The organism is Fundidesulfovibrio terrae, assembly GCF_022808915.1.
GTDB classification, from domain to species: domain Bacteria; phylum Desulfobacterota; class Desulfovibrionia; order Desulfovibrionales; family Desulfovibrionaceae; genus Fundidesulfovibrio; species Fundidesulfovibrio terrae.
Window position 1 is genome coordinate 1,048,373 of record NZ_JAKZFS010000001.1, and the last position, 21,528, is coordinate 1,069,900.

General features: G+C 64.8%; 21 protein-coding genes and 1 tRNA gene. 11 read left to right on the top strand and 11 right to left on the bottom strand.

Features of this window, described 5'->3' with window-relative positions; genetic code table 11:
- Positions 1-56: 56 nt before the first annotated feature.
- From ML540_RS04790 to ML540_RS04805, 4 genes are read right to left on the bottom strand one after another with little or no spacing between them, the layout of a single operon-like run.
- On the bottom strand, positions 57-1,850 hold the full coding sequence (locus tag ML540_RS04790; RefSeq protein ID WP_243358857.1) for a two-component system sensor histidine kinase NtrB: 1,794 nt from the start codon (positions 1,848-1,850) through the stop codon (positions 57-59).
- On the bottom strand, positions 1,847-2,449 hold the full coding sequence (locus tag ML540_RS04795; protein WP_243358858.1) for a DUF1638 domain-containing protein: 603 nt from the start codon (positions 2,447-2,449) through the stop codon (positions 1,847-1,849). Before ML540_RS04795 ends, ML540_RS04790 begins: the two co-directional genes overlap by 4 nt.
- The gene (locus ML540_RS04800) at positions 2,446-3,468 is read right to left on the bottom strand and encodes a uroporphyrinogen decarboxylase family protein (RefSeq protein WP_243358860.1); all 1,023 of its coding nucleotides are present in this window, start codon (positions 3,466-3,468) and stop codon (positions 2,446-2,448) included. Before ML540_RS04800 ends, ML540_RS04795 begins: the two co-directional genes overlap by 4 nt.
- Positions 3,465-4,148: a cobalamin B12-binding domain-containing protein gene (locus ML540_RS04805; RefSeq protein WP_243358861.1), complete on the bottom strand. Its 684-nt coding sequence runs from the start codon at positions 4,146-4,148 to the stop codon at positions 3,465-3,467. The genes ML540_RS04800 and ML540_RS04805 overlap by 4 nt, the downstream gene beginning before the upstream one ends.
- Before the next feature lie 149 nt (positions 4,149-4,297).
- Here ML540_RS04805 and ML540_RS04810 point away from each other — a divergent pair, with 149 nt between their 5' ends.
- From ML540_RS04810 to ML540_RS04820, 3 genes are all read left to right on the top strand, one after another.
- The gene (locus tag ML540_RS04810) at positions 4,298-5,467 is read left to right on the top strand and encodes an ABC transporter substrate-binding protein (RefSeq protein WP_243358862.1); all 1,170 of its coding nucleotides are present in this window, start codon (positions 4,298-4,300) and stop codon (positions 5,465-5,467) included.
- 278 nt (positions 5,468-5,745) lie between these two features.
- Positions 5,746-6,300, top strand: a complete 555-nt coding sequence (locus ML540_RS04815) for a YkgJ family cysteine cluster protein (protein ID WP_243358864.1) — start codon at positions 5,746-5,748, stop codon at positions 6,298-6,300.
- Between the two features lie 189 nt (positions 6,301-6,489).
- The gene (locus ML540_RS04820; RefSeq protein ID WP_243358866.1) at positions 6,490-6,705 is read left to right on the top strand and encodes a hypothetical protein; all 216 of its coding nucleotides are present in this window, start codon (positions 6,490-6,492) and stop codon (positions 6,703-6,705) included.
- 94 nt (positions 6,706-6,799) lie between these two features.
- Here ML540_RS04820 and ML540_RS04825 read toward each other — a convergent pair.
- Positions 6,800-6,875, bottom strand: a tRNA-Asn gene (locus tag ML540_RS04825).
- A 171-nt stretch (positions 6,876-7,046) separates the two neighbouring features.
- On the opposite strand from ML540_RS04825, the gene lysS reads away from it, so the two are divergent.
- The 6 genes from lysS to fabZ all read left to right on the top strand — a co-directional run bounded on the left by lysS (position 7,047) and on the right by fabZ (position 14,365).
- Positions 7,047-8,642: a lysine--tRNA ligase gene (lysS, locus tag ML540_RS04830; protein ID WP_243358868.1), complete on the top strand. Its 1,596-nt coding sequence runs from the start codon at positions 7,047-7,049 to the stop codon at positions 8,640-8,642.
- Positions 8,639-9,868 carry an ABC transporter permease gene (locus tag ML540_RS04835; protein ID WP_243358870.1) on the top strand — a complete coding sequence of 410 codons (1,230 nt, stop codon included), beginning with the start codon at positions 8,639-8,641 and terminating at the stop codon, positions 9,866-9,868. Before lysS ends, ML540_RS04835 begins: the two co-directional genes overlap by 4 nt.
- A complete protein-coding gene (locus ML540_RS04840) occupies positions 9,861-10,544 on the top strand; it encodes an ABC transporter ATP-binding protein (protein WP_243358871.1) in 684 nt (227 codons plus the stop codon). Before ML540_RS04835 ends, ML540_RS04840 begins: the two co-directional genes overlap by 8 nt.
- Positions 10,531-13,212, top strand: a complete 2,682-nt coding sequence (gene bamA / locus ML540_RS04845; RefSeq protein WP_243358873.1) for an outer membrane protein assembly factor BamA — start codon at positions 10,531-10,533, stop codon at positions 13,210-13,212. The genes ML540_RS04840 and bamA overlap by 14 nt, the downstream gene beginning before the upstream one ends.
- A gap of 109 nt (positions 13,213-13,321) precedes the next feature.
- Positions 13,322-13,843: an OmpH/Skp family outer membrane protein gene (locus ML540_RS04850; protein WP_243358876.1), complete on the top strand. Its 522-nt coding sequence runs from the start codon at positions 13,322-13,324 to the stop codon at positions 13,841-13,843.
- Between the two features lie 69 nt (positions 13,844-13,912).
- The gene (gene fabZ, locus ML540_RS04855) at positions 13,913-14,365 is read left to right on the top strand and encodes a 3-hydroxyacyl-ACP dehydratase FabZ (protein ID WP_243358877.1); all 453 of its coding nucleotides are present in this window, start codon (positions 13,913-13,915) and stop codon (positions 14,363-14,365) included.
- Positions 14,366-14,531: 166 nt separating this feature from the next.
- Here the strand turns inward: fabZ and ML540_RS04860 are convergent, their stop codons facing one another.
- The 5 genes from ML540_RS04860 to ML540_RS04880 all read right to left on the bottom strand — a co-directional run bounded on the left by ML540_RS04860 (position 14,532) and on the right by ML540_RS04880 (position 18,810).
- Complete coding sequence (locus ML540_RS04860; RefSeq protein WP_243358879.1) at positions 14,532-15,563, bottom strand: threonine aldolase family protein; 1,032 nt, start codon at positions 15,561-15,563, stop codon at positions 14,532-14,534.
- 100 nt (positions 15,564-15,663) lie between these two features.
- Entirely contained in the window at positions 15,664-17,406 is a 1,743-nt protein-coding gene (locus tag ML540_RS04865; RefSeq protein WP_243358880.1) for an HD-GYP domain-containing protein, read from the bottom strand.
- A gap of 29 nt (positions 17,407-17,435) precedes the next feature.
- Positions 17,436-17,825, bottom strand: a complete 390-nt coding sequence (locus tag ML540_RS04870; RefSeq protein ID WP_243358882.1) for a response regulator transcription factor — start codon at positions 17,823-17,825, stop codon at positions 17,436-17,438.
- A gap of 133 nt (positions 17,826-17,958) precedes the next feature.
- Complete coding sequence (locus ML540_RS04875) at positions 17,959-18,279, bottom strand: IscA/HesB family protein (protein WP_243358884.1); 321 nt, start codon at positions 18,277-18,279, stop codon at positions 17,959-17,961.
- A gap of 213 nt (positions 18,280-18,492) precedes the next feature.
- Entirely contained in the window at positions 18,493-18,810 is a 318-nt protein-coding gene (locus ML540_RS04880; RefSeq protein WP_243358886.1) for an IscA/HesB family protein, read from the bottom strand.
- Between the two features lie 144 nt (positions 18,811-18,954).
- On the opposite strand from ML540_RS04880, the gene pyrR reads away from it, so the two are divergent.
- Entirely contained in the window at positions 18,955-19,503 is a 549-nt protein-coding gene (gene pyrR / locus ML540_RS04885; RefSeq protein ID WP_243358887.1) for a bifunctional pyr operon transcriptional regulator/uracil phosphoribosyltransferase PyrR, read from the top strand.
- Complete coding sequence (locus ML540_RS04890; RefSeq protein ID WP_243358888.1) at positions 19,500-19,856, top strand: hypothetical protein; 357 nt, start codon at positions 19,500-19,502, stop codon at positions 19,854-19,856. Before pyrR ends, ML540_RS04890 begins: the two co-directional genes overlap by 4 nt.
- A gap of 61 nt (positions 19,857-19,917) precedes the next feature.
- Here the strand turns inward: ML540_RS04890 and ML540_RS04895 are convergent, their stop codons facing one another.
- Positions 19,918-21,516, bottom strand: coding sequence for a tetratricopeptide repeat protein (locus ML540_RS04895; protein WP_243358889.1), 1,599 nt, complete (start codon positions 21,514-21,516; stop codon positions 19,918-19,920).
- Between the last annotated feature and the right edge of the window lie 12 nt (positions 21,517-21,528).

Here is a 21,528-nt window from a genome sequence, read left to right on the forward strand (position 1 = left end):
TTGGTCGTTGGGGCGTTGCTGCGTCCGGCGATTCCCGCGTGGACGGCCTTGACGTCTTACGGGGCCTTGGGGGGATCGTCCAGGCTGAAAGTCCTTCCCGGGGCGCTTGCCCCGCGCGGCCTGTGCGTAAGCGGAAGCCGGATCACGAACCGTGCTCCCCGGCCGGGCGACGACTCCAGTTCGATGGTCCCGTTGTGGTTGCTGGTGATGATGAAATACGACACGGACAGGCCAAGGCCCGTGCCAACGCCCGGGGGCTTGGTGGTGAAGAACGGCTCGAACGCCTTGCGGCGGGTCTTTTCGTCCATGCCCGGGCCGTTGTCCTCGATCTCGACGCGTATGTTGTTCGGTTCGAGCCTGGTCCGCAGGACGATGGTGGGCGCGGGGGCGTCCTCCAGGCGTTCGGCCATGGCCTGGGCCGCGTTGCGCATGATGTTCATGAACACCTGCTCCAGCTGGCCTTCCACGCACGGCACGGAAGGGATGCCTGGCGCAAAGTCCCGCACGATCCGGATGTGGCGGAAGTCGTAGCGCTTCTTGAGGTCGTAGTCGCTGGCGCACAGGGCCAGGGCCTTGTCCAGGATGGCGGCCACGTCGCCGGGGCAGTTGCCGGAGCCTCCCTGACGGCAGAAGGCCAGCATGTCCTGCACGATCCTTGCGGCGCGCCCCGCCGAGTCGCGCACGGATGCGATCAGCTCGAACACCTGCCTGGAGCGGCAGTATTCCTGGATCGAGCCCAGGCCGCAGCCGCTCTCGGCGGCGGCCGCCCGGTTGGCGGGCGTGTCGTTGGAGAGGCGCATGGAAAGCACCTGGGCGCTCTGCAGGATGCCGCTCAGGGGGTTGTTGATCTCGTGGGCCATGCCCGCCGCCAGCCCGCCCACGCTCATCATCTTTTCCGTCTGGAGCATGGCCTCCATCATGCGCTTTCGCTCGGTGATGTCGGTGTGCGCCCCGGCCATGCGCACCACCTCGCCCTGTTCGTTCTTCAGCGACGCCCCCCGGCCGAGAACCCAGCGGTAGCTCCCGTCCTTGTGGCGCATCCGGTATTCAATCTCGAACGACGGCGTCTCGCCGTCCGCGCAACGCATGTTCGCCCGCATGGCGCGGTCGAGGTCGTCAGGGTGGATGCGGCTTTTCCACGCCTCGGCGTTGTTTTCCAGTTCGTCCGGGCCGAAGCCGATGATCTCCTTCCAGCGCGGGGAGAAGTACACCTCGCCCGTGCGCAGGCTCCAGTCCCAGATGCCGTCGTTGGTCCCCTGCATGGCCAGGACGTAACGCTCCTGGCTTTCCCGGAGCGCTTCGTAGGCGTCGGACAGTTCCCGCGTGCGCCGGTCCACCTGCTTCTCCAGGCCCGAGTACAGGGCGGCGTTGCGCAGTATCAGCGCCAGCACCGGGCCCAGCTTGTCCAGGGTCTCCAGGATGCTCCCGATGCTCCCGGTGTCCATGAGGTCCAGAAGGAGCATGACGCCCACGCGGTTTCCGGTATACTCTAGGGGGATGACCACCGACTCGCCCAGGCCCAGTTCACGCAGGATGTCCCCGATCTCCCCGAAGCCGTCCGGGCGGAAGACCGTGGCCCTGTCCAGGCCGTGGCTCAAGCGGGCCAGGCGGTCGATCTCGGGCGTCTCACCCAGGGCGCGTCGCCGCAGGGGCACCGAGGCGACCATGCGGTGATGGTCCAGCCCGGAATGCTCGGAACATTCCAGGATGAACACCGTGCGCACGCCGATGAGCCCGCGCACCTGGGTGGCGATGTACTCGCCGCACTTGCCCGGATTGCTGGCCAGGGCCATGATGTTGATGACCAGATCGGAAAAGAGTTCGGAGAACGCCGCCTGCTCCTTGTTCATGCGAGTTTCTCCCCGTCCACGGCCAGGGCGGCCAGGGCTGCGTCCACGGCGGCTTGCAGGTGCGTCAGACCCGTGGGGAGCACCTCCACGGGCATGCCCAGGAATGAGGCGATATCGTCCAGGGTGCGGTGCGGCACCGCATGCACGCCCGTGTCCAGGTAGACGGCGCGCTTCATCATGTCGTGCATGAACTCCCTGGCCAGGGACTGCTGCGAGAAGCCCATTTCGTGCTTGAAGACATCCTCCCAGCGCCCGGCCCATTCCGGCATGAAGAAGAACGCCCCTTCCCGGCGCAGGCTCCGGTAGCGTTCCCGCCCGAGCACGATTTCGCAGCAGTTGAGCCCCTGGACCTTGCGCACGCCCTCCCGGCGCGCAAAATCCAGCATGTGGGGGCTGCAGTCCCCGTAGACCAGCGCCAATCCGCCCGGGCGGCCGCGTGACAGCATGCCGTCAAGCGCGCCGTCCAGGGCGTCCGGGCGCATGTGCAGCATGGAGTCCAGGGTGACGGTCTTCACGCCCCGCGCGCCGTATCCGAGGGCTTCCAGCTCCTTTTTGAAGATGCCGCACGCGACCACGGCCGGAGCGGATGCGTGGCTCACGAGGGGCTCCCGTCCGAAAACACCGCGTTCCGCACGGCCAGGATGTTTTCAAGCGGCGTGCCCATGGGGACGTCGGCGCTGGTCGTGGCCAGTATGAACCGGGGATCGTCCTGCCTGTCCTGAAGAACGTCCAGAACCCGGCGGCGGATGGCCTCCGGAGTCCGCCCCGGCATGTGCGGCCCGCTGAGCCCGCCCAGGAGCACGGGATCCGGCCCGAGGGACTGCCTGGCCTGGGCGAAGCTGTCGCGCTCGTCCAGCACGAAGCCCAGGAGGTTGGGGACGTCCTTGAAAAGATCCAGGTGCCGCGAAAGCGGGATGCCGCCGTGGTGGAAGATCACCGGCCCGGGCGCGTTCCCGAAGGCCTCGCGCAGAACCGGCATCACCGTGGTCCCGGCCAGCTCGGGGTTCATGATCTGGGGGTTGCAGAACATGACCGGGGTGACGATGCACGTGGCGCCGGCGGCCAGCAGGGCCGAACCCATGGCGTGGAAATGGCTCACGGCGACGTGGAGGACGTCCCTGGCCGCTTCCGGCTCGAACAGCAGAATCTCGAGCCAGCGCTCGATGCCCAGGATCATGGCCGCCAGGTCCGTGGGCGCGGTCAGGATGCCCGCCAGGGGAACCCCCGGCCCGAACTCCCGGGACATCAGGCGCACCGACTCCACCAGATAGGCCAGTCCCGGGTCGGACTCCACGTCCACGGCCTTGAGGGCGCGCAGCCCTGCGTCGTCCCGGATGGCGGGCTTTTTGACGTTGGGGGGACCGTTCTTCTGGGGGGCCAGCTCGCAGCCGAAGGCCCGGCCCTCCAGGGGTAGGACGAAGGGACTGAAGAGGATGTCGGGGCCGATGGAATCCAATACCGCCCGCTGGCCTTCCAGATAGCGTTCGGGGACGCTGTGGTAGAGGTCCAGGGGGCAGCCCGTCAGGGCGGCTCCGTACAGGCTCAGGGTGAGGGTGAAGGCCCGCCGGTCGGCGGGTTCGCCGGTGACGGCCGCGAAAACGCGCTGGGTGGAGTTCACGGCGCGACCTCCGGTGCCAGCGCCAGCGACCGGGCCAGCAGGGAGTCGAACAGCGCCGGGGCCTGGAGGGCGCTCTCGGCCGTGCCGTCGCCGCCCACCTCCTGGACCAGTTCCGGGCGCAACCTGAAGATCGCTCCTCCCACCGCCAACTGGATGCGTCCCTCGAGCCCCCTGCGGGCAAGCTCTTCGCGGACCGACCGGATGTTCATGGCCGTGGAGAGCATCATGGCCGAAGCCCCCACCACCCTGGCCCCGGCCGATACGGCCCGGTCCACCAGGTCGGCCGCGCAGACGTCGTCGCCCATGTCGATCACGTCCCAGCCTGCGGAGCGCAGGAACACGCCCACCAGCTTGCGGCCCAGGGCGTGGAAGTCGTCCTCGATGCAGCAGAGCACCGCGGGGCCCTTGCGCTCCCCGGACCACTGCTCCCCGCTGCGGGCGGCGGTCATGAGGACGTCCTCCGCCACCTTCCCGGCCACGTATCCCTGGGCCAGGGATATCCGTTCCGCCATCCAGTTCTCGCCGATGCGGGTCAGCACCGGTTCCAGCAGGCCTGAAACCATGTTCTTGAACCCCGTGCGTCCGGCCGTGGCGAGCAGGACATCCACGGCCTCCGCGCGCCTGGCGGTGATGATCAGGTCGTAGAGCTCCTGGGCTGGATCGGAAAGAGGATGGGCCATGCGATTCTCCCGAGCCGACTTTTGACGGAAAAAGGCTGATTGGAACGATAGGCAATAACTGCGGGCGAAGCAATGCCCGGGCGCATTTCTCACTCCTTGATTAATGCGGCTGGCGGGATATACTCGACCTGAAATGAGGGGAGGAACTCATGCGCAGGGGGCTGATCGTTCTTGCAACGGCGTTGGCGCTGGTGTTGTCGTGCGGAGCCCGGGCCTCCAAGACGGATCTGACCGCTCCTCTCACCAAGAACGGCGCGAAATGGCGCATCGGATACATGGAAGGCGGGGTCTACGGCAATTATTTGTGGAATCTCAGAGCGCTGGCGCTGGGCCTTAGGAAGCTGGGATGGATCGAGACGCCCGCGGAGTTCGAACGGATGCACTTCCGGGACGAGAAGGAGCTATGGGAATGGCTCGGCGCGAACGCCGCGAGCCGCTACCTCGAGTTCGTCCAGGACGCCTTCTGGTCCGCCGGCTGGGACAAGGAGCGCCGCGCGGTCAACAAGGAAGAGGCCATCGTCCGCTTCAACCGGGACAGGGATCTGGACGCGGTGGTGGCCATGGGCACCTGGGCCGGGCAGGACCTGGCCAACGACCTCCACACCGTCCCGGTGCTGGTGCTGCAGTCGGGCAACGCCGTGCAGTCGGGCATCGTCAAGGGCGCGGCGTACTCGGGCTCGCCGCATGTCTTCGCCCACTGCGATCCTGACCGCTACAAGCGCCAGGTGCGGCTCTTCCACAACCTGGTCGGCTTCAAGAAGCTGGGCGTGGCCTTCGAGGATACGCCGCACGGGCGCGTGTACGCCGCCGTCGATGACGTTCGGGATGTCTGCCGCCAACTCGGCGTGGAGGTGGTGGAATGCCACACCGTCACCAACACCACCGACCTCTCCCAGGCAGTGGAGAGTTACCGGGCCTGCCACGAGCGTCTCGCCGGCCAGGTGGACGCCATGTACATCACCAATTCCATCGTGGTGAAGGCCGAAACCCTTCCGGGGCTACTTGAGCCGTTCAAGGCCGCCAAGGTGCCCACCTTCGCCCAGACGGGGTTCGACGCCGTCCGCTGGGGGGCTCTCTTGAGCATCTCCCAGGGGGACCCCAGGAGCACCGGGATGTTCTACGCCAGGACGCTCTCCCAGGTGCTGCACGGCGTCCCGGCGGGGGACCTCCCCCAGGTGTTCGAGGACACGTCGCACTTCGGGCTCAATTTGGACACGGCCAAGGCCATCGGCTTCGACCCTCCGGCGGGCCTGTTGGTCGCCGCGGAGGTCGTCTCGTCTTCCCCTGGAAGTTCCCCTGAAAGCGGGGCGGCCCGCTGACGAAGCGCATCGCGCCCGCCCTGCGGCGTCCGGTGGGGGCGAAGGAACAGGCGGGAGCCCCTTCCGAGGGATAACCGCGCGCAGTGCGCCGCGACGAGGTTCCTTGACTGGGCGCGGGCAGGGGAGAGCCAGGCCGGGCGAACCGACTGGCGCAGTTGGTGCGTAACTTGCTTGAAGGCGGTATCGCCGCTGGCGGGAGGTGCCTTTTGCCGATCCGTTCACCACAGGGACGACTGACGTACTGGTGGCTCCCTCTTCTCGAGAAGGCATACGCCGTCATGGACCAGGCCACCCGCGTTGGCCTTGAGCGGATGGCGCTCAGGCACGACTCGAAGCTCGCCTGTCGTTCCGGGTGCGCCCGCTGCTGCCGTGGAGTCATTCCGGTCAGCGCTCCGGAGCTTGCGGGGGCATTCCGGTTTTCGGCGCAGCATTGTTCCGGTGGGGACCGCGTCAGGATCGACCATCGCCTGCACCTTCGGGACCAGGGAGAGTGCCCGTTCGTGCTCGATGAGCGATGCGCGATATATCCGGCGAGGTTTTTCGCCTGCCGTCAATTCTTCATGTTCGGGAAGGCCTGCACCGCGGACGAGAACGTCTGGGAGACCAGGCACGACGATATCCCCCATCCCGACTATCCCATAAAGCAGAAGGCGCTTGCCTTGCTGGCCGCGATTTACGGTGTCGAGTCCAGGGAGGCGGCCGACGCGCATTTCCTCGAACACTTCATAAGAGATGTTTCTGCTCCGCTGCATCTGTGGAACATGAGCCAGCCCGGAGCCATCATCGCCGATGTAGAGGAAAGGCGTTTGCATTATCGCCGCGCCGGGTCCTGACCTGGCCCGGGCCGCCCGGAGCGCGGGGATGCGCTCTTGAGGGAGACCGCAGAACACCAACAGCGGGTCTGCGATCGAGACGCATGTTCAAGCCCGGCGAAAGCCCCGCTCCGGCGGGGCTTTTCATCTTCACCCCATCCCTGGTATCGGGTGCCTGCCTGATCTTAAACCGAACCAGAAGGAGGAGACGTGGAAGAGCAGCAGGAATACGAGCCGGTTTATTCGTGCGTGGTCGTCGAATTCGACACGCCGCGGCACGCCATGGAGTCGGCAAAGCTATTCAATTCCAAGGTGGCCGACGGCTGGGAGTTGTTCGACATCACGACCTATCCTCCCGACTCGTCGGGGAAGATATTTGAGCGGTATACTTTCAGGAGCAGGCCCGGGTACAAGCCCAAATCCTGACTTTCCAGGCGTAAGAAGGCGGGACAGGGGCGTGACACATCCACCCGCCAACGAAAAAGGGTTCCGGACTTTCATCCGGAACCCTTGTTCTTGCTGGCTCCTCGGGGGTGACTCGAACACCCAACCTAGTGGTTAACAGCCACCCGCTCTGCCGATTGAGCTACCGAGGAACTCTGCGCCGTTAGGGGTGCCCCTTGCGGCGGAAGGACCGTTTATGTGAAACATGCCCCCCAGTCAACCAGTTTTTTTCATTCCGTCACCGTTTCTTGACGCTCCAGGGGTTTTGACTTAGGTCAGGGCCGATTCGATTCGACCTTCTTTTTCGACCACGGAGTGTTCCTTTGGCATCCCAAGACAAGCCCCGCCGCCGCGATTTCAAGCTCCCGGTGAAATCGGACAAGGCAGAGCGGTTCTATCCCCTGCTCGAAGCCCTCGCCAACCGTGACGAGTTGAACGAAGTCCTCAAGAACCGGGTGGCCAAGGCCGTCCAGCTTCTCGACGGGGACATTCCTCTTTATCCCAACGATTTCGTCAAGGCCGACGACATCGGCCGCACCATGGCCGAGCACGACGCCCTGGACGAGGAGGCCCTTCAGGCCCTTACGGCCGAGTTCTCCCTGGCCGGGCGCATCGTGGCCCTGCGTTCCTTCGGCAAGGTGGCCTTCTTCCACATGCAGGACGCTTCGGGCCGCCTGCAGTGCTACGCCTCCCGCGAGGACATGGGCGAGGCCGTCTACGCGGTGTTCAAGAAGTTCGACATCGGCGACATCGTGGGCGTCACCGGCAGGCTCTTCCGCACCAAGACCGGCGAACTGACGCTTAGCTGCAAGACGGCCAAGCTGCTGTCCAAGTCCATGCGCCCCCTGCCCGAGAAGTACCACGGCCTGAAGGACATGGAGATCCGCTACCGCCAGCGCTACGTGGACCTCATCGTCACCCCGCGCACGGCCGAGATCTTCAAGATACGCACCCGGATCGTCTCCGGCCTGCGCCGCTTCCTGGATGAGCGCGGCTTCGTCGAGGTGGAGACGCCCATGATGCAGTCCATCCCCGGCGGTGCGGCGGCCAAGCCGTTCCTGACCCACCACAACGCGCTGGACCTGCAGCTCTACATGCGCATCGCGCCGGAGCTCTACCTCAAGCGCCTGCTGGTGGGCGGCTTCGAGAAAGTCTACGAGGTGGGCCGCAACTTCAGGAACGAGGGCATCTCCACCCGGCACAACCCGGAATTCACCATGTGCGAGTTTTACTGGGCCTACGCCCGGTTCGACGACCTCATGGACCTGACCGAACAGATGTACGCCACCCTGGCCCAGGACGTGTGCGGCACCACCAAGATCACCTACCAGGGCCACGAGATCGACCTCACCGCCGGAACCTGGCAGCGCGTGGACTTCTACGAGTCCCTGGAGAAGATCGGCGGAGTGTCCCCTGAGATCTTCCGCGACTACGAGGCCTGCAAGGCCCACGTGCTCAAAAACGGCGAGAAGGTGCTCAAGGGCGAGAAGCTGGGCAAGCTCCAGGCCAAGCTCTTCGATCTGTTCGTGGAGCCCAAGCTCATCCAGCCGCACTTCATCTACGGCTACCCCACGGACATTTCGCCCCTGTCGCGGCGCAACGAGGCCAACCCCGAGGTCACCGACCGCTTCGAGCTCTTCATTTCGGGCCGGGAGATGGCCAACGCCTTCTCCGAACTCAACGACCCCGTGGACCAGCGCCTGCGCTTCGAGGAGCAGGTGGCCGAGAAGGCCGCCGGCGACGACGAGGCCCACTACATGGACGAGGACTACGTCCGCGCCCTGGAGTACGGCATGCCCCCGGCCGCGGGCCAGGGCATCGGCATCGACCGCCTGGTGATGCTGCTGACCGATTCCGCCTCCATCCGCGAGGTCATCCTGTTTCCGCTGCTCAAGCCGGAGGGCGCGCCAGCCGAATGAAATTCGAACTCTTCATCGCCCTCAGATACCTGCTGACCAAGCGGGAACACTCGTTCATATCGGTGATCTCGCTCATGTCGGTGCTGGGGGTGGGACTTGGCGTAGCCGCTCTGATCGTGACCATGTCCGTGATGAGCGGCTTTTCCACGGAGTTCCGCGACAAGCTCCTGGGTCTTTCCTCGCACGTCATCGCCGGGGTGTCGGGCGCGCCGCTGCGCAACTTCCCCGCCCAGATGGAGAAGGTGGCCTCCATCGAGGGCGTCTCGGCCGTGACTCCAATCATCTATTCGGAAGTGATGCTCTCCAAGGCGGGCGCGCCCAAGGGCGTGATCCTGCGCGGCATCGACCTGGATTCGGCGCGGGGCGTGCTGACCATCCACAAGGACATGGTCGACGGGCGCCTGGAGGATCTCGGCGCGGATTCCGCCGTGCCCGGCATTCTGCTGGGCTACGAGCTGGCCTCGCGCCTGGGGGTCAACGTGGGCTCCACGGTGAACGTGCTCACGCCGTCGCTTCGCGGCTCGGCCGTGGGATTCACCCCCAAGGTGAAAATCTTCCAGGTTGTGGGCCTCTTCAAGACGCACATGTACGAGTACGACTCCTCCTCGGCTTTCGTGTCGCTCACGGCCGCGCAGGAAATGCTCGGGTTCAAGTCGGACGCCGCCATGTACCTGGACGTGCGCCTGCACGACCCGGACGAGGCTCCGGCCATCTCCTCGGAAATACTCAAGAAGCTCGGCGGCATGCCCTATTACGTGCGCACCTGGATCGACATGAACGGCAACATCTTCGCGGCGCTCAAGCTGGAGAAGGCCGGGATGTTCGTGGTGCTCATCATGATTGTGCTGGTGGGCTCGTTCTCCATCATCACTTCGCTCGTGCTCCTGGTGATGGAAAAAACCCGTGATATCGCGATACTTATGTCCATGGGGGCCACGGCCGATTCCATCCGGCGTATCTTTTTGCTCCAGGGCTGCATCATAGGCGGTGTGGGAACGATCATGGGATACGTCTTGGGACTCGGGGCGGCGCTGGCCATCCGGGAATTCCAGTTCATCAAGCTGCCGCCCGACGTCTACCCCATGGACACCATTCCGGTGCGCCTGGAGTGGGTGGACCTCACCGCTATCGGGATCACCGCGTTTCTTCTGTGCTTCGTCTCCACGCTGTATCCGGCCAGCAAGGCCGCCTCGCTCAAGCCCGTGGAGGCCCTGCGCCATGACTAACGTCCTGTATCGCCTGCGCGGCCTGGGCAAGGACTATCCCGGTCCGGAGGAGCCCGTGCGGGTGCTGGGCGAAATCGACTTGGACATCGAGGCCGGGGAGTCCGTGGCCATCATCGGCGCCTCGGGGTCGGGCAAGTCCACGCTCCTGCACATGCTGGGCGCCCTGGACACCCCCAGCCGGGGGACGGTGCACTTCGACGGGCGCGACATCTCGACCCTGCGCCCGGCCGAAGCGGCCGCGCTTCGCAACCGGGACATCGGCTTCGTGTTCCAGTTCCACCACCTGTTGCCGGAATTCACGGCCCTGGAAAACGCGGCCATGCCCGGCCTCATCGGCGGCATGCCCCAGGCCGAGGCATTTGACAAGGCTCGCCATGCTTTAGGGCTTTTAGGGCTTGAACAAAGGCTGCATCACAGGGTAACAACCCTGTCCGGCGGAGAGCGGCAGCGAGCCGCTATCGCCAGGGCCGTGCTGCTCGGACCCAAGGCGCTTCTGGCCGACGAGCCCACGGGCAATCTCGACGAATCCACAGGCCAACGCGTAGGCGAGCTTCTGGCCCGCCTGAACGCCGAACTCGGCATGACCCTCGTCGTGGTCACTCACAACCATAACCTGGCCCAACTCATGGGCCGACGGATGGAATTGCATGGCGGAGAACTCAATGCGCGGCCTTAAGCTGAACGGTCTGACACTGGCTTTCCTCGCTCTTGCGCTGCTTGGCTTCTCGGGACAGGCCCTGGCCCAGTCCTCAGCCAAGGTGCTGGTGCTTCCCTTCACGATCAACGCCCCGGGCGACAAAGACGCCCTGCGCAAGAGCGTGAGCAAGCTCCTGGCCGAGCGCCTGAAGCAGCAGGGCGTCACCGTTGTTGACGGCGCCTCCAAGGGCAAGAAGACCGTCACCTCGGCCGCCGAGGCCCGCCAGGCCGCCAAGGCCGCCGGAGCGGTCACCGCCGTCTACGGCACCCTGAACCAGGTGGGCGACACCATCTCCATCGACGCCGCTTCCGTGGCCGCGACCGGCTCCTCCGAGCCCGCCGCCGTCTACGTGACCCGCCCCGGCATGATGGAACTGTCTTCCGCCGTGGACGAGCTGGCCCAGAAGATCAAGATCGATTCCGCTCCCTCCGCCTCTTCGGCGGCCGGTGCCGTCTCCGGCGAGAAGGTCGCCGAGGTCGACGTCGAGGGCAACAACGCCCTGGAAAAGGACGTGATCCTGCTCAAGGTCAAGACCCAGGCGGGTGAACCCTTCGACTCCAAGACCGTCAACGACGACCTGAAGCGCCTCTTCGAGCTGGGCTACTTCGACGATGTGCAGATCCGCATGGAAGACGCCCGCGGCGGCAAGCGCGTGGTGTTCGTGGTCAAGGAAAAGCCCCGCATCCAGGCCGTGAGCGTGGTGGGCAACTCCGAGATCAAGAAGGACGACATCCTCGAGGCCATGGGCACCAAGGCCGGGTCCGTGCTCAACATGCAGGTGCTGGCCGACGACCTGGAAAAGGTCCGCGAGCTCTACCGCAAGAAGGGCTACTACCAGACCACCGTCGAGTACAAGCTGGAGCAGACCGACCCGCGCATGGCCCGGCTGAACATCGTGGTCAAGGAAGCCCAGAAGCTCTACATCAAGAAGATCACCATCAACGGCGCCAAGCAGGTCGATCCCTCCGACCTCAAGGACCAGATGGGCCTCAAGGAGAAGAACTTCCTCTCCTGGATCCTGCAGACCGGCGTGCTCAAGGAAGAACTGCTCGAGCGCGACTCGGCCGCCATCGAGAACTACTACACCAACCACGGCTTCATCGACGCCCGCGTGGGCCAGCCCCAGGTGGATATCAAGGACGACGGCATCTACATCACCGTCCAGGTGGAAGAGGGTGACCGCTACAAGATGGGCAACGTCGGCTTCAAGGGCGACCTGCTGCTCGACGAGAAGAAGCTGAACGAAATCATCAAGCTGTCCGAGCTCTCCAAGAAAAAGGAGTTCTTCGACCGCTCCGTGGTGCGCGAAGACATCACCAAGCTCAACGAAGCCTACTCCGACATGGGCTACGCCTTCGCCGAGACCGATGTCGACATGCAGAAGCGCGGCGACGAAAAGATCGTGGACCTGACCTACATCCTCAAGAAGGGACAGAAGGTCTACGTGCGCCGCGTCACCGTGGAAGGCAACGACCGCACCCGCGAGAACGTCATCCGCCGCGAACTGCGCCTCTCCGACGGCGACCAGTTCTCCGGCACCAAGCTCAAGCGCTCCAACGAGCGCCTGAACAAGCTTGACTACTTCGAGAAGGTCGACGTCGAGACCGTCCCCACCGAGAACCCCAACGAAGTGGACATCCGCGTCAAGGTCAAGGACAAGAACACCGGCTCCATCTCCGCCGGTATCGGCTACTCCACCTACGACTCCGTGTTCGTGGGCGGCTCAGTGGAGGAACGCAACCTCTTCGGCAAGGGCTACCACGCCCAGTTCCAGGGCATGTTCTCCGGCGTCACCAACCGGTTCATGGCCTCCTTCACCAACCCGGCCGTGTACGACTCCAACCTCTCGGCGGGCGTGGACGCCTTCAGCACCTTCCGGCGCTACTCCGACTACTACAAGCAGTCCCAGGGAACCATCGTCCGCTTCGCCTACCCGCTGGGCGAATTCACCACCCTGCGTTGGGACTACCGCCTCACCCGCGACGACGTGTACCACACCAACTACTACTCCGCGTCCATCATCCGGGAGTCCAAGGGCATCCACTGGACCAGTTCCGTGCTGGTCGGCATCACCCGCGACACCACCGACAGCCGCACCAAGCCCACCAAGGGCACGGTCAACGACTTCTCCACGGAGTACGCCGGCCTGGGCGGCGACCGCGGCTTCATCAAGGAATTCTACAGCTTCAACTACTATCGCCCCCTGTTCTGGGAGACCGTGTTCCACGTTCGCGCCCAGACCGGCTTCCTGTTCCAGAACGGCTTCGGCGACGTCCCCGTCTTCGAGCGCTTCTATCTGGGCGGCATCGGCAACATCCGCGGCTACGAGACCGACAAGATCTCCCCCAAGGACCATGTCACCAACGAACGCATCGGCGGCGACACCATGTACTTCGCCAACCTCGAGTACATCTTCCCCGTCAGCAAGCAGTACGGCGTCTACGGCCTGGGCTTCTTCGACGCGGGCAACAGCATCTACCGCATGCGCGACGGGTTCAACCTCTCGTTCGTCAAGTCGGTGGGCGCCGGCGTCCGCTGGTTCTCCCCCATGGGCCTGATCCGTGTCGAGGCCGGTTACGGACTGGATGAAATCCAGCACAGCCAGCAGCGTTTCCAGGTTGGTTTCACCATGGGGCAGACGTTCTAAGAACCGCTTGACATTCGACGCAAAAGGGTATGTGAGCATCGCCTCGGGGTCGGGGTGGCCCCAAGGCGATGGACAGCAACCGCTTGGAGATCAAAGGAGAATATGAGAAATGCGTAACCTGCTGAAATATTTGGTTCTCTCGGCCGTGATCATGGCCATGCCCGTCCTGGCCCAGGCCGCCGATAAAATCGGCGTGGTCAACTCCCAGGACGTCGTGATGAATTCCGAGGCCGGCAAGCGCGCCATGCAGGAGCTCCAGAACAAGGCTAACGCCAAGCAGCAGGAACTCACCCGTCAGAGCGACGAGCTCAAGAAGATGGACGAGAACTTCCGCAAGCAGAGCGTGACCCTCTCCGCCGAGGCCAAGGCCAAGATGCAGAGCGAGATGGAAACCAAGTTCAAGAAGATGATGGACGACCAGAACACCTTCAACCAGCAGATGGGCCAGGAGCAGACCAAGGTGCTCGAGCCCCTGATGAAGGTCTTCGACCAGGTCGTTGCCGAGTACGCCAAGAAGAACGGCTTCAGCATGATCGTGGAGCGCCGCGCCGTCCTCTTCGTGGGCAGCGGCCTCGACGTGACCGCCGACATCACCAAGGACTTCGAAGCCGCCGCCAAGCGCGGAAAATAACGACCGATTGTGAGTCAGGCGGCTTCCCGGACAGGGGAGCCGCCTTTTTTTTACCCCAAAGGAGGCGACATGGACCAGCTGCCCATCCCCTTCACCAAGATTCTTGAACTGCTGCCGCACCGCTACCCGTTCCTCCTGGTGGACCGGGTCATCTCCTACGAGAAGGAGACGTCCCTCACCGCCATCAAGAACGTGACCTTCAATGAGCCCTTCTTCCAGGGCCACTTCCCGGATAAGCCGGTCATGCCCGGCGTGCTGCTCCTGGAAGCCATGGCCCAGGCCGGAGGGCTGCTCCTGGCCTTGTCGCGAGAAGGGCTCGGCGACAAGCTCTTCATGTTCACCGGCATCAACAACGCCAAATTCCGCAAGCCCGTCACCCCCGGCGACCAGCTCACCCTGACCTGCTCCAACGTGAAGCAGAAGCTCTCCCTCTGGCGCATGCAGGGACGCGCTACGGTGAACGGCGAGCTGGCCTGCGAAGCCGAACTGACCGCCGCAATAGTCGATCGGGCCAAGCTGTAGGGAAATGAGGCGTTCGCTGGTCTAAGGACGGCGATATTCAAAAAGCAAAGGCAGGGAGCGCGGCATTGCGCGCTCCCTGCCTTCTTTCTTGGCAAAACTCGCATCGATCGACGCGAAGCGAAAGGGGATTCCAAAGGGACTGGTCCCTTTGGCCGCCGGAGGCTTCTTACCTCAAAGCCTCGCGCAGGGCAGCGGCGAACGCCCGCACGTCCTCCTCGGTGGTGTCGAACGAGCACATCCAGCGCACTTCGGGCGCGTCGGCCGGTTCAGGGTTCCATACGTAGAAGAAGTACTGCTCCTGCAGTGCGGCCACGGCCCTGGCTGGGATGCTGGCGAAAACGGCGTTGGTCTCCACCTTGCGGGTGATGGTCACGCCGGGGACCTCTTTGCACAGATCTGCCAGCAGACGCGCCATGGCGTTGGCGCTCCCGGCATTGTCGCGCCAGAGGCCGTCCGTGAGCATGGCTGAAAACTGGGCCGAGATATAACGCATCTTGGAGGCCAGCTGCATGCCTTGTTTGCGGATGAACTTGAATTCGCGGGCGAGCTCGGGGCGGAAGAAGACCACGGCCTCGCCGTACATCATGCCGTTCTTGGTGCCGCCGAAGCTGAGCACGTCCACGCCGCAGTCGCGGGAGACCTGGCGCAGGGTCAGGCCGAGTGCGGATGCGGCGTTGGCGATGCGCGCGCCGTCCATATGCAGGAACATGTTGTTGGCGTGGGCGGCGTCGGCCAAGGCCCGGACCTCGTCCGGGGTGTAGACGGTTCCGAGTTCCGTGCATTGGGCGATGGAGACCACGCGCGGCTGGTTGTGGTGCTCGTTGCCCACGTCGTGCAGGGCGTGGCGCAGGTCGTCCGGCCGCAGCTTGCCGTCGGGCGTGGGCACGGCGACGAGCTTGCAGCCGACCATGCGTTCGGGCGCGCCGCATTCGTCCACGTTGATGTGGGCCGAGCGGGCGCAGATGACCGAATTGAAGGACCGGGCCAGGGTGTTCAGGGAGAGGACGTTGGCGGCGGTGCCCAGAAAGACGAAATAAACGCGGGCGTCCTCGCCGAATTCACGGCGGAAGGCGGACTGGGCGTCGCGGGTCCAGGGATCGTCGCCGTAGCCCACGGCGTGTCCGGTGTTGGCGTCGGTGATGGCTTTGAGGATCCGGGGATGGACGCCTGAGTTGTTGTCGCTGGCGAAGCTGCGCATGGGAATGTCCTTGGTCTGTGACGGTGGATGCGGTTCGGGGAAAGATGCTTGGCGCGTGGTTCTGCGCGGCGGGCCTTTGTGGCGGCAAGCCGTAGGCGCGCTAGGTCTGTGGGTTGCCGCTGGAGAGGACAAAATCCTCGTGCATGGCCATGCGCAGGGACTGGGCCTCGATATCGTCGATATGGCGGACCATGAGGCGCACGAGCCGGTCGTCGAGCTTGCCCTGTCCCGCTTCGTCTTCAAGCACGAGCAGGGCTTTTTCCTTGGGAAGCGCGGGCTTGTAGTGCCGTTCCATGGTGATGGCGTCGTAGATGTCCACGATCATGAGGACGCGGGCAATGAGCGATATTTCGCCGCTCTTGAGACCGGAGGGGTATCCCGATCCGTCCAGACGTTCGTGGTGCTGGCTGATGGCGCAGAGCAGGTTGCGCATGTGCTTGGGGAAGGGGATGTGCTGGAGGATGCGGTAGCTTTCGGTGGGGTGGCGTTCGATCTCCCGGCGTTCGGCAGGGAGCAGGTTCCCCCGGGGCACCAAAAGCGCCAGCGATTCCTCTTCGGAGAGCACGGGAACGGATTTTCCGTAGGCGGTGATCTCCTGTCCGGAGAGCTCCACTACCAGCGAGGCGTCGTCGCGGCTGATGGTGTCGGAGCGGTTGATGCGCCGCAGCTGTTCGAAGTCCTCCTGCCATTGCGAGCCGGAAAGCTCGGAGAGCAGGGCCATGCGCATGCCGATGATGGTCATGTGGCTGTCGGGCAGCCGGGAGCCCTTGGTGAGCACCTCTTCGCGCACGCCGATCTTGCCCACGTCGTGCAACAGCCCCGCGTAGTAGATTTCGGTCAGGTTGGCGTCGTCGAAGGTGACGTCGGGGAAGAATTCCTCATCCCGGTGCACCACCTGGGCGAGTGCGGCGGCCAGCCGGGCGACGCGGTGGGAGTGGCCGGCGGTGAAGGGGTCGCGGGCGTCGATGGCCGTGGCCAGGGCCTGGAGCAGGGCCTGGAGCAGCTTCTGGATGTCCTCGAAGTGGACGGCGTTGCCCATGGCCGTGCCCGCCACGGAAGCCAGGGTGGTGACGTACTGGAGGTGCTTGGCCTCGATGTGCACGTCCCGGGCCGTGGCCAGCACCAGTGCGCCCACGCGGGACTCGGCGGCTACGATGGGGGCGGCCAGCAGGGCCTTGATGCCCGGGACCTCGCCATGCCAGCGGGCGTCGGCGTCCAGGTCGCTTATGATTTCGCCCTTGCCGCCGCGCATGATGTCGGCGAACAGCGTGCCGGAGGCGATGCGCTCCAAGTGGTGCTCCTTGGCCGGGCCGAAGGAGGCGAAGGGCATGGTGTATTCCGAGCCGTTCTCGCGCAGGAAGATCACGCCCATTTCGGTGGGGAGCGTGCCGGACTGGCACTCGGCCAGAAGCGCCCGGCCCACGTCGCGCAGCCGAAGCGAGGTGTTGAGCCCCACGGTGGCCCGGTGCAGCAGGGAGAGCTCACGGTATTTCTGGAGCGTGTCGCAGGCCAGGGCGCGCCGGGCCTCGTCCTGCCTGAGAAGCAGCTCCAGGCTCTGAGCCAGGAAATCCGCGACCTGCTGGACGTTTCCGGTCTGGAAATGGGAGCCGGACGGCTCCAGCGGCGCCACGACCACGTGCCCCACCGGGGAGCCGTTGGAGGAGAAAGAGGAACTGAAGCGTACCGCGCCGGGGCGGTCCAGGTGGTCCTCGGTGAGCCCCAGGGAGGCGAGCAGCGCGCGCCCCTGGACCACACCCAGGCCCCAGCCCGGTTCGAGCAGGGCCTTGGCCTTTTCCAGCAGGGGGATCAGGTCGTGGTTTCTGAGGAATCTGCGCAAAACCATGTGGATGAACGTCTCACGGAGCCGCGGCGCTACCTTGGTATGCCCAGCAGGGATCTGGCGGTGTCCAGGACCTCGTCGGGATCGAAGGGTTTGGTCATGTAGAGCTTCGCGCCAAGTTCGAGCCCCTGGCGACGGTCCACCTCCTGGCCCTTGGCCGTGAGCAGGACGATGTTCAGGGCTTTTCCCAACGCCGGATCTTCGTTGAGTTTGCGGCACACTTCGTAGCCGCTCAGCTTGGGCATCATGATGTCGAGGAATACGAGGTCTGGCTTTTCCCGGCGGATGAGCGCGAGCCCTTCCTCACCGTTGGACGCCGTGACGATGCTCACGCCGTGCTCTTCCTCAAGATCCTCGAGGGTTTGTTCAAGGAGCATCCGGATATGTATTTCGTCGTCGACGATGAGAATCTTGCCGGGCATCAAGGCTCCTTCCGATGGGCGTGCGCGCTTTGTGAAGCCAGCATACGCCAAATGACGGCGAAGGTGAAGAGCCCTGAAACGGGGTACGGAGGGGAAAGGGCGGCGGTGACCCCGCCGCCCTTCATGCAACGATCTAGTGGCCGGAGCAGGAGCCGGTGGAGCAGGAACTGCCGCATCCGCCGCCGCCGAGTTCCAGACTCGAGTTGATCTGGAAGCCCATGTAGGAGAGGTCAACCGTGATGGGTTGAGCCTTGCTCATCAGTTCCTTGTCAACAATGAACGTATAGCCGTCGGCATCGAACACGTCGTCAGTATCTTTTGACTCGTCCAGAGCCAATGCCAGCCGGGGGCCAGCTCAGCCACCTGAGGAAAGGTACACGCGGATGGGGGATTTCTCCTTGTCCGCGAAGTACGAATCAAGCTGCTTCTTTGCAGCTTCGGTGAGGGTAAACATGGGAGCCTCCTGGGAAGTTTGCATCGTCGTGATAGGTAAGCTCCGTGTGGGTGTTTGTCAAATGTTGGGATTATCTATGAGTTGTATTGGTGATCGCGGCTAAAATGGCCAAGCCCCGCCAGGCTGGCGCCTGGCGGGGCTTGGGAGGCAGATAAGAAGACTCCCGGAGCGCTTTGCAATGGGCGAAAGCACTCCGGGAGCGGGTCCGTACGTCTAGGAGCAGCTGCCGCCGGAGCAGGAGCAGCCGCCGCAACCGCCGCCACCGAGTTCCAGGCTGGAATCAACGCTGAAACCGGAGCAGGCGAAGTCGATGGTGAGGGGCTTGGCCTTTTCGAGCAGCTCCTTGTCCACGACGATGGAGTATCCGTCGACCTGGAACACATCGTCGGAATCCTTGGGCTCGTCCAGGGCCAGGGTGAGCCTGGGGCCGGAACAGCCGCCGCTGGAGAGGAACACGCGGATGGGCGCTTTTTCGTTTTCCGCGAAGTAGGCGTCGAGTTGGGTCTTGGCGGGCTGGGTGACAGTGACCATGCAATCCTCCGTGAATGCGATTCTCTGGCTAATGTAGTAGGTCCGGGGAGGGGGTTGGTCAAATACGAATCCGTGATGCGCCGGTTTGCCTTGGCCGGTGAATTCGGATAGAAACTATAAAAAACAGCAATGCTTGGAAGGGTCATGAAGCGTCAGAAAATAGTGATGAACGGCAAGGAAATGTCACGCACCCTGGAGCGCCTGGCCTTTGAAATCCTGGAGCGCCACGGCGAGTGCACGGAACTGGCCCTGCTCGGCGTGCAGCGCCGGGGAGTGGAGCTGGCCCAGCGCCTCAAGCGGATCCTGGAGTCGCGCCTGGGCTGCGAGCTGCCCCTGGGCAAGCTCGACATCAACCTCTACCGCGACGACTGGACCAACCTGGCCCACCAGCCCCAGATCAACCAGACCGACATCCCCTTCAGCCTGGACGGACGCAAGCTCATCCTGGTGGACGACGTGCTCTATTCCGGGCGAACCGTGCGCGCAGCCCTGGAGGCCATTCTGGATTTCGGCCGCCCCCGCAAGGTGGAGCTCCTGGTCCTGGTGGATCGGGGGCACCGCGAGCTGCCGGTGCAGGCCGACTACATGGGCAAGCTCCTGCCCACCTCCCGCGACGAGCGGGTGGACGTGTACGTGAAGGAGCTCGACGGCGAGGACAAGGTCCGCCTGGCCGGCGAGGACCCGGCCTCGTGAGGCGGGCCGCCTGGGGCGCACTGCTGCTTGCCTCCGTGCTCGCCGCCTGGGGCTGTTCACGCGTGGAGGAGTACCCCCCGCAGGAGGTGGACGAGTTCCTGCGGGGCTGCGAGGAGGCCGCCGTGGACAAGCTCAAGGACCAGGGCGGTTCCGAGGAGGCCACTCGCGCCAAGGCCCGGCAGTACTGCGCCTGCGCCGCCGAGAAGGTCCAGAAGGTCATCAGCTACAAGGATTTCAAGAAACTGAACTCCAAGAGCCTGGACCAGCCCTCCGCCGATTCCGCCCCGGTGCGCAAGATGTTCGAGATCGTGGCCCAGTGCCAAGCGGAGATTCTGGGACAGGCCAAGCCCTGATTTCCGGGCGGCGGCGTATCTTCGCGCCCTTGCCCGCGTTCTTCTCAGCGAGCGGGTTTCGTCAGCTGGGCCGGTCTCCGCTTGAGGGGCTCGTGCGGGCCTCGCCCAGACGGAGGATGGACCCGGCCAGATCCTTGTATCCAAGCATGGAGAACGCCTGGGCCAGAACGTCGAACACCTCGCGGGACGCGGGCTCGCACGCGCGCATCCGTTCCGCGAGCTTGCCCAGGCAGGCCCGCGCCTGCTTCTCTCCCGCCACCTCTCTTGATCCCTCTTCCGGCTCGCCGCCGCCCAGCACCGTGAAGAAGGCCGACATGGACTCCACCAACAGGGGGTCAGTTTCCGGTTCGGGCTGGATCAGAGCCAGCAGCTTGCCCGCCTCGACGAAGTGTCCTTCGGTGGCTTCCAGCCGCGACAAGCGCAGCACGTCCAAGGAATACTCGTGCAAGTCAGGAATGGGGCTGGCCTTGAGGCATTCCACGGCCTTGGCCAGGCTGGCTTTTTCGTCATCCGTCCTGTTTTTCTTCATGAATTCCTGGGCGTTCCATCGGTGGATCCGGGCCTTGAAATTCAGAAGCGTCGCCCTGACCGCCGGGACGGCCGGACGCGACAGGCGAGCGTCCACGGGCGCGAGGGATTTCTCGCCCTGGCCCAGCCGGTACAGGACCAGCGCCAGGCGCATGGGGGGCAGCTCCGCGTCGGGGTCCAGGGCGGCGGCCGTCCGGTAATGCCTTGCCGCCGCGACCGGATTCCTGTCGCCCTCCAACTGGGCGCCCAGGAGCATGTGCATCCCGCTCAGGCCCGGTCCCGTGCCGGCTCCTCGCGTCCGGGCCTTGCGCAGCACCCACGGCGTCGCCGCCTCGATCCCGCCCGTGAGCATGGCGCACTGGGCCATGCCGTCCAGGGAGTCCATGCCGTTCGGGTCCGTGGCGAGGGCCTTTTTGAAATACTCCTCGGCGTCGGTGTACTGGCGGGAGACGTACAGCAGCCAGGCGTGCATGTTGAGCGCAAGATAGGACCTAGGCGCCTTGTCCGCCGAACGCCGCGAGAGTTCCAGGTCCAGGTAGGACCGTCTGCCCAGGTGCGAGAACACCATGTAGGACCCGTAGGAGAGCCCGAAGGCGCGTAGCGCGCCGGAGGTGCCGGTGATGGGGGTAAGGGCCTTGGCCGCCTGCTCCGGCGGGAAGGCGAGGCCCGCGTCGCTCCCCAGGAAGTCAATGAGGGCGCGGCGGCAGGCCACCAGGCCCATCTGGGCGTCGATGGGGAGCGTGGCGGTGAAGGTCTTGCCCCGCTTGATGTCCAGGAGCCAGACCTGCGCCTGGAGCCCGGGCAGGATGCGCCCACCGAGCACGTAGCGCGCCCCTTCGCGGGCGGCCCCGGCCAAGGGCTCCCGCCAGGGGCGCTTGCCCAGCATGTAGGACTGCAAGTCCCCGGCGGTGGGGAAAGGCCCGCCCATGTGGCGCAGGAGATAGGTCTCCTCCACGGCCGGGTGCAGGGCCAGGAGGTTCTCGATGACGTTCTGCATCGCCGGGCCGAGGCCGTCGTAATCCGTGCCCTCGGCGGGCTGCAGGGGCAGCACCAGGGCGCGGTCGGCCGCGCCGGCCTGGGTGGCGCAAAGGAGCACAAGGGCGCAGAGCGCGGCGGCTTTCAGGCTCGGCATGGCGCGGCGGAC

What these genes read in the sequence shown, in the direction of transcription:
- ML540_RS04790 (WP_243358857.1), bottom strand. Translation starts at nt 1,850, where the DNA reads ATGAACAAGGAGCAGGCGGCGTTCTCCGAACTCTTTTCCGATCTGGTC.
- ML540_RS04805 (WP_243358861.1), bottom strand. Translation starts at nt 4,148, where the DNA reads ATGGCCCATCCTCTTTCCGATCCAGCCCAGGAGCTCTACGACCTGATC.
- ML540_RS04810 (WP_243358862.1), top strand. Translation starts at nt 4,298, where the DNA reads ATGCGCAGGGGGCTGATCGTTCTTGCAACGGCGTTGGCGCTGGTGTTG.
- ML540_RS04815 (WP_243358864.1), top strand. Translation starts at nt 5,746, where the DNA reads ATGGACCAGGCCACCCGCGTTGGCCTTGAGCGGATGGCGCTCAGGCAC.
- ML540_RS04835 (WP_243358870.1), top strand. Translation starts at nt 8,639, where the DNA reads ATGAAATTCGAACTCTTCATCGCCCTCAGATACCTGCTGACCAAGCGG.
- ML540_RS04840 (WP_243358871.1), top strand. Translation starts at nt 9,861, where the DNA reads ATGACTAACGTCCTGTATCGCCTGCGCGGCCTGGGCAAGGACTATCCC.
- bamA (WP_243358873.1), top strand. Translation starts at nt 10,531, where the DNA reads ATGCGCGGCCTTAAGCTGAACGGTCTGACACTGGCTTTCCTCGCTCTT.
- ML540_RS04850 (WP_243358876.1), top strand. Translation starts at nt 13,322, where the DNA reads ATGCGTAACCTGCTGAAATATTTGGTTCTCTCGGCCGTGATCATGGCC.
- fabZ (WP_243358877.1), top strand. Translation starts at nt 13,913, where the DNA reads ATGGACCAGCTGCCCATCCCCTTCACCAAGATTCTTGAACTGCTGCCG.
- ML540_RS04860 (WP_243358879.1), bottom strand. Translation starts at nt 15,563, where the DNA reads ATGCGCAGCTTCGCCAGCGACAACAACTCAGGCGTCCATCCCCGGATC.
- ML540_RS04865 (WP_243358880.1), bottom strand. Translation starts at nt 17,406, where the DNA reads ATGGTTTTGCGCAGATTCCTCAGAAACCACGACCTGATCCCCCTGCTG.
- ML540_RS04870 (WP_243358882.1), bottom strand. Translation starts at nt 17,825, where the DNA reads ATGCCCGGCAAGATTCTCATCGTCGACGACGAAATACATATCCGGATG.
- ML540_RS04880 (WP_243358886.1), bottom strand. Translation starts at nt 18,810, where the DNA reads ATGGTCACTGTCACCCAGCCCGCCAAGACCCAACTCGACGCCTACTTC.
- pyrR (WP_243358887.1), top strand. Translation starts at nt 18,955, where the DNA reads ATGAAGCGTCAGAAAATAGTGATGAACGGCAAGGAAATGTCACGCACC.
- ML540_RS04895 (WP_243358889.1), bottom strand. Translation starts at nt 21,516, where the DNA reads ATGCCGAGCCTGAAAGCCGCCGCGCTCTGCGCCCTTGTGCTCCTTTGC.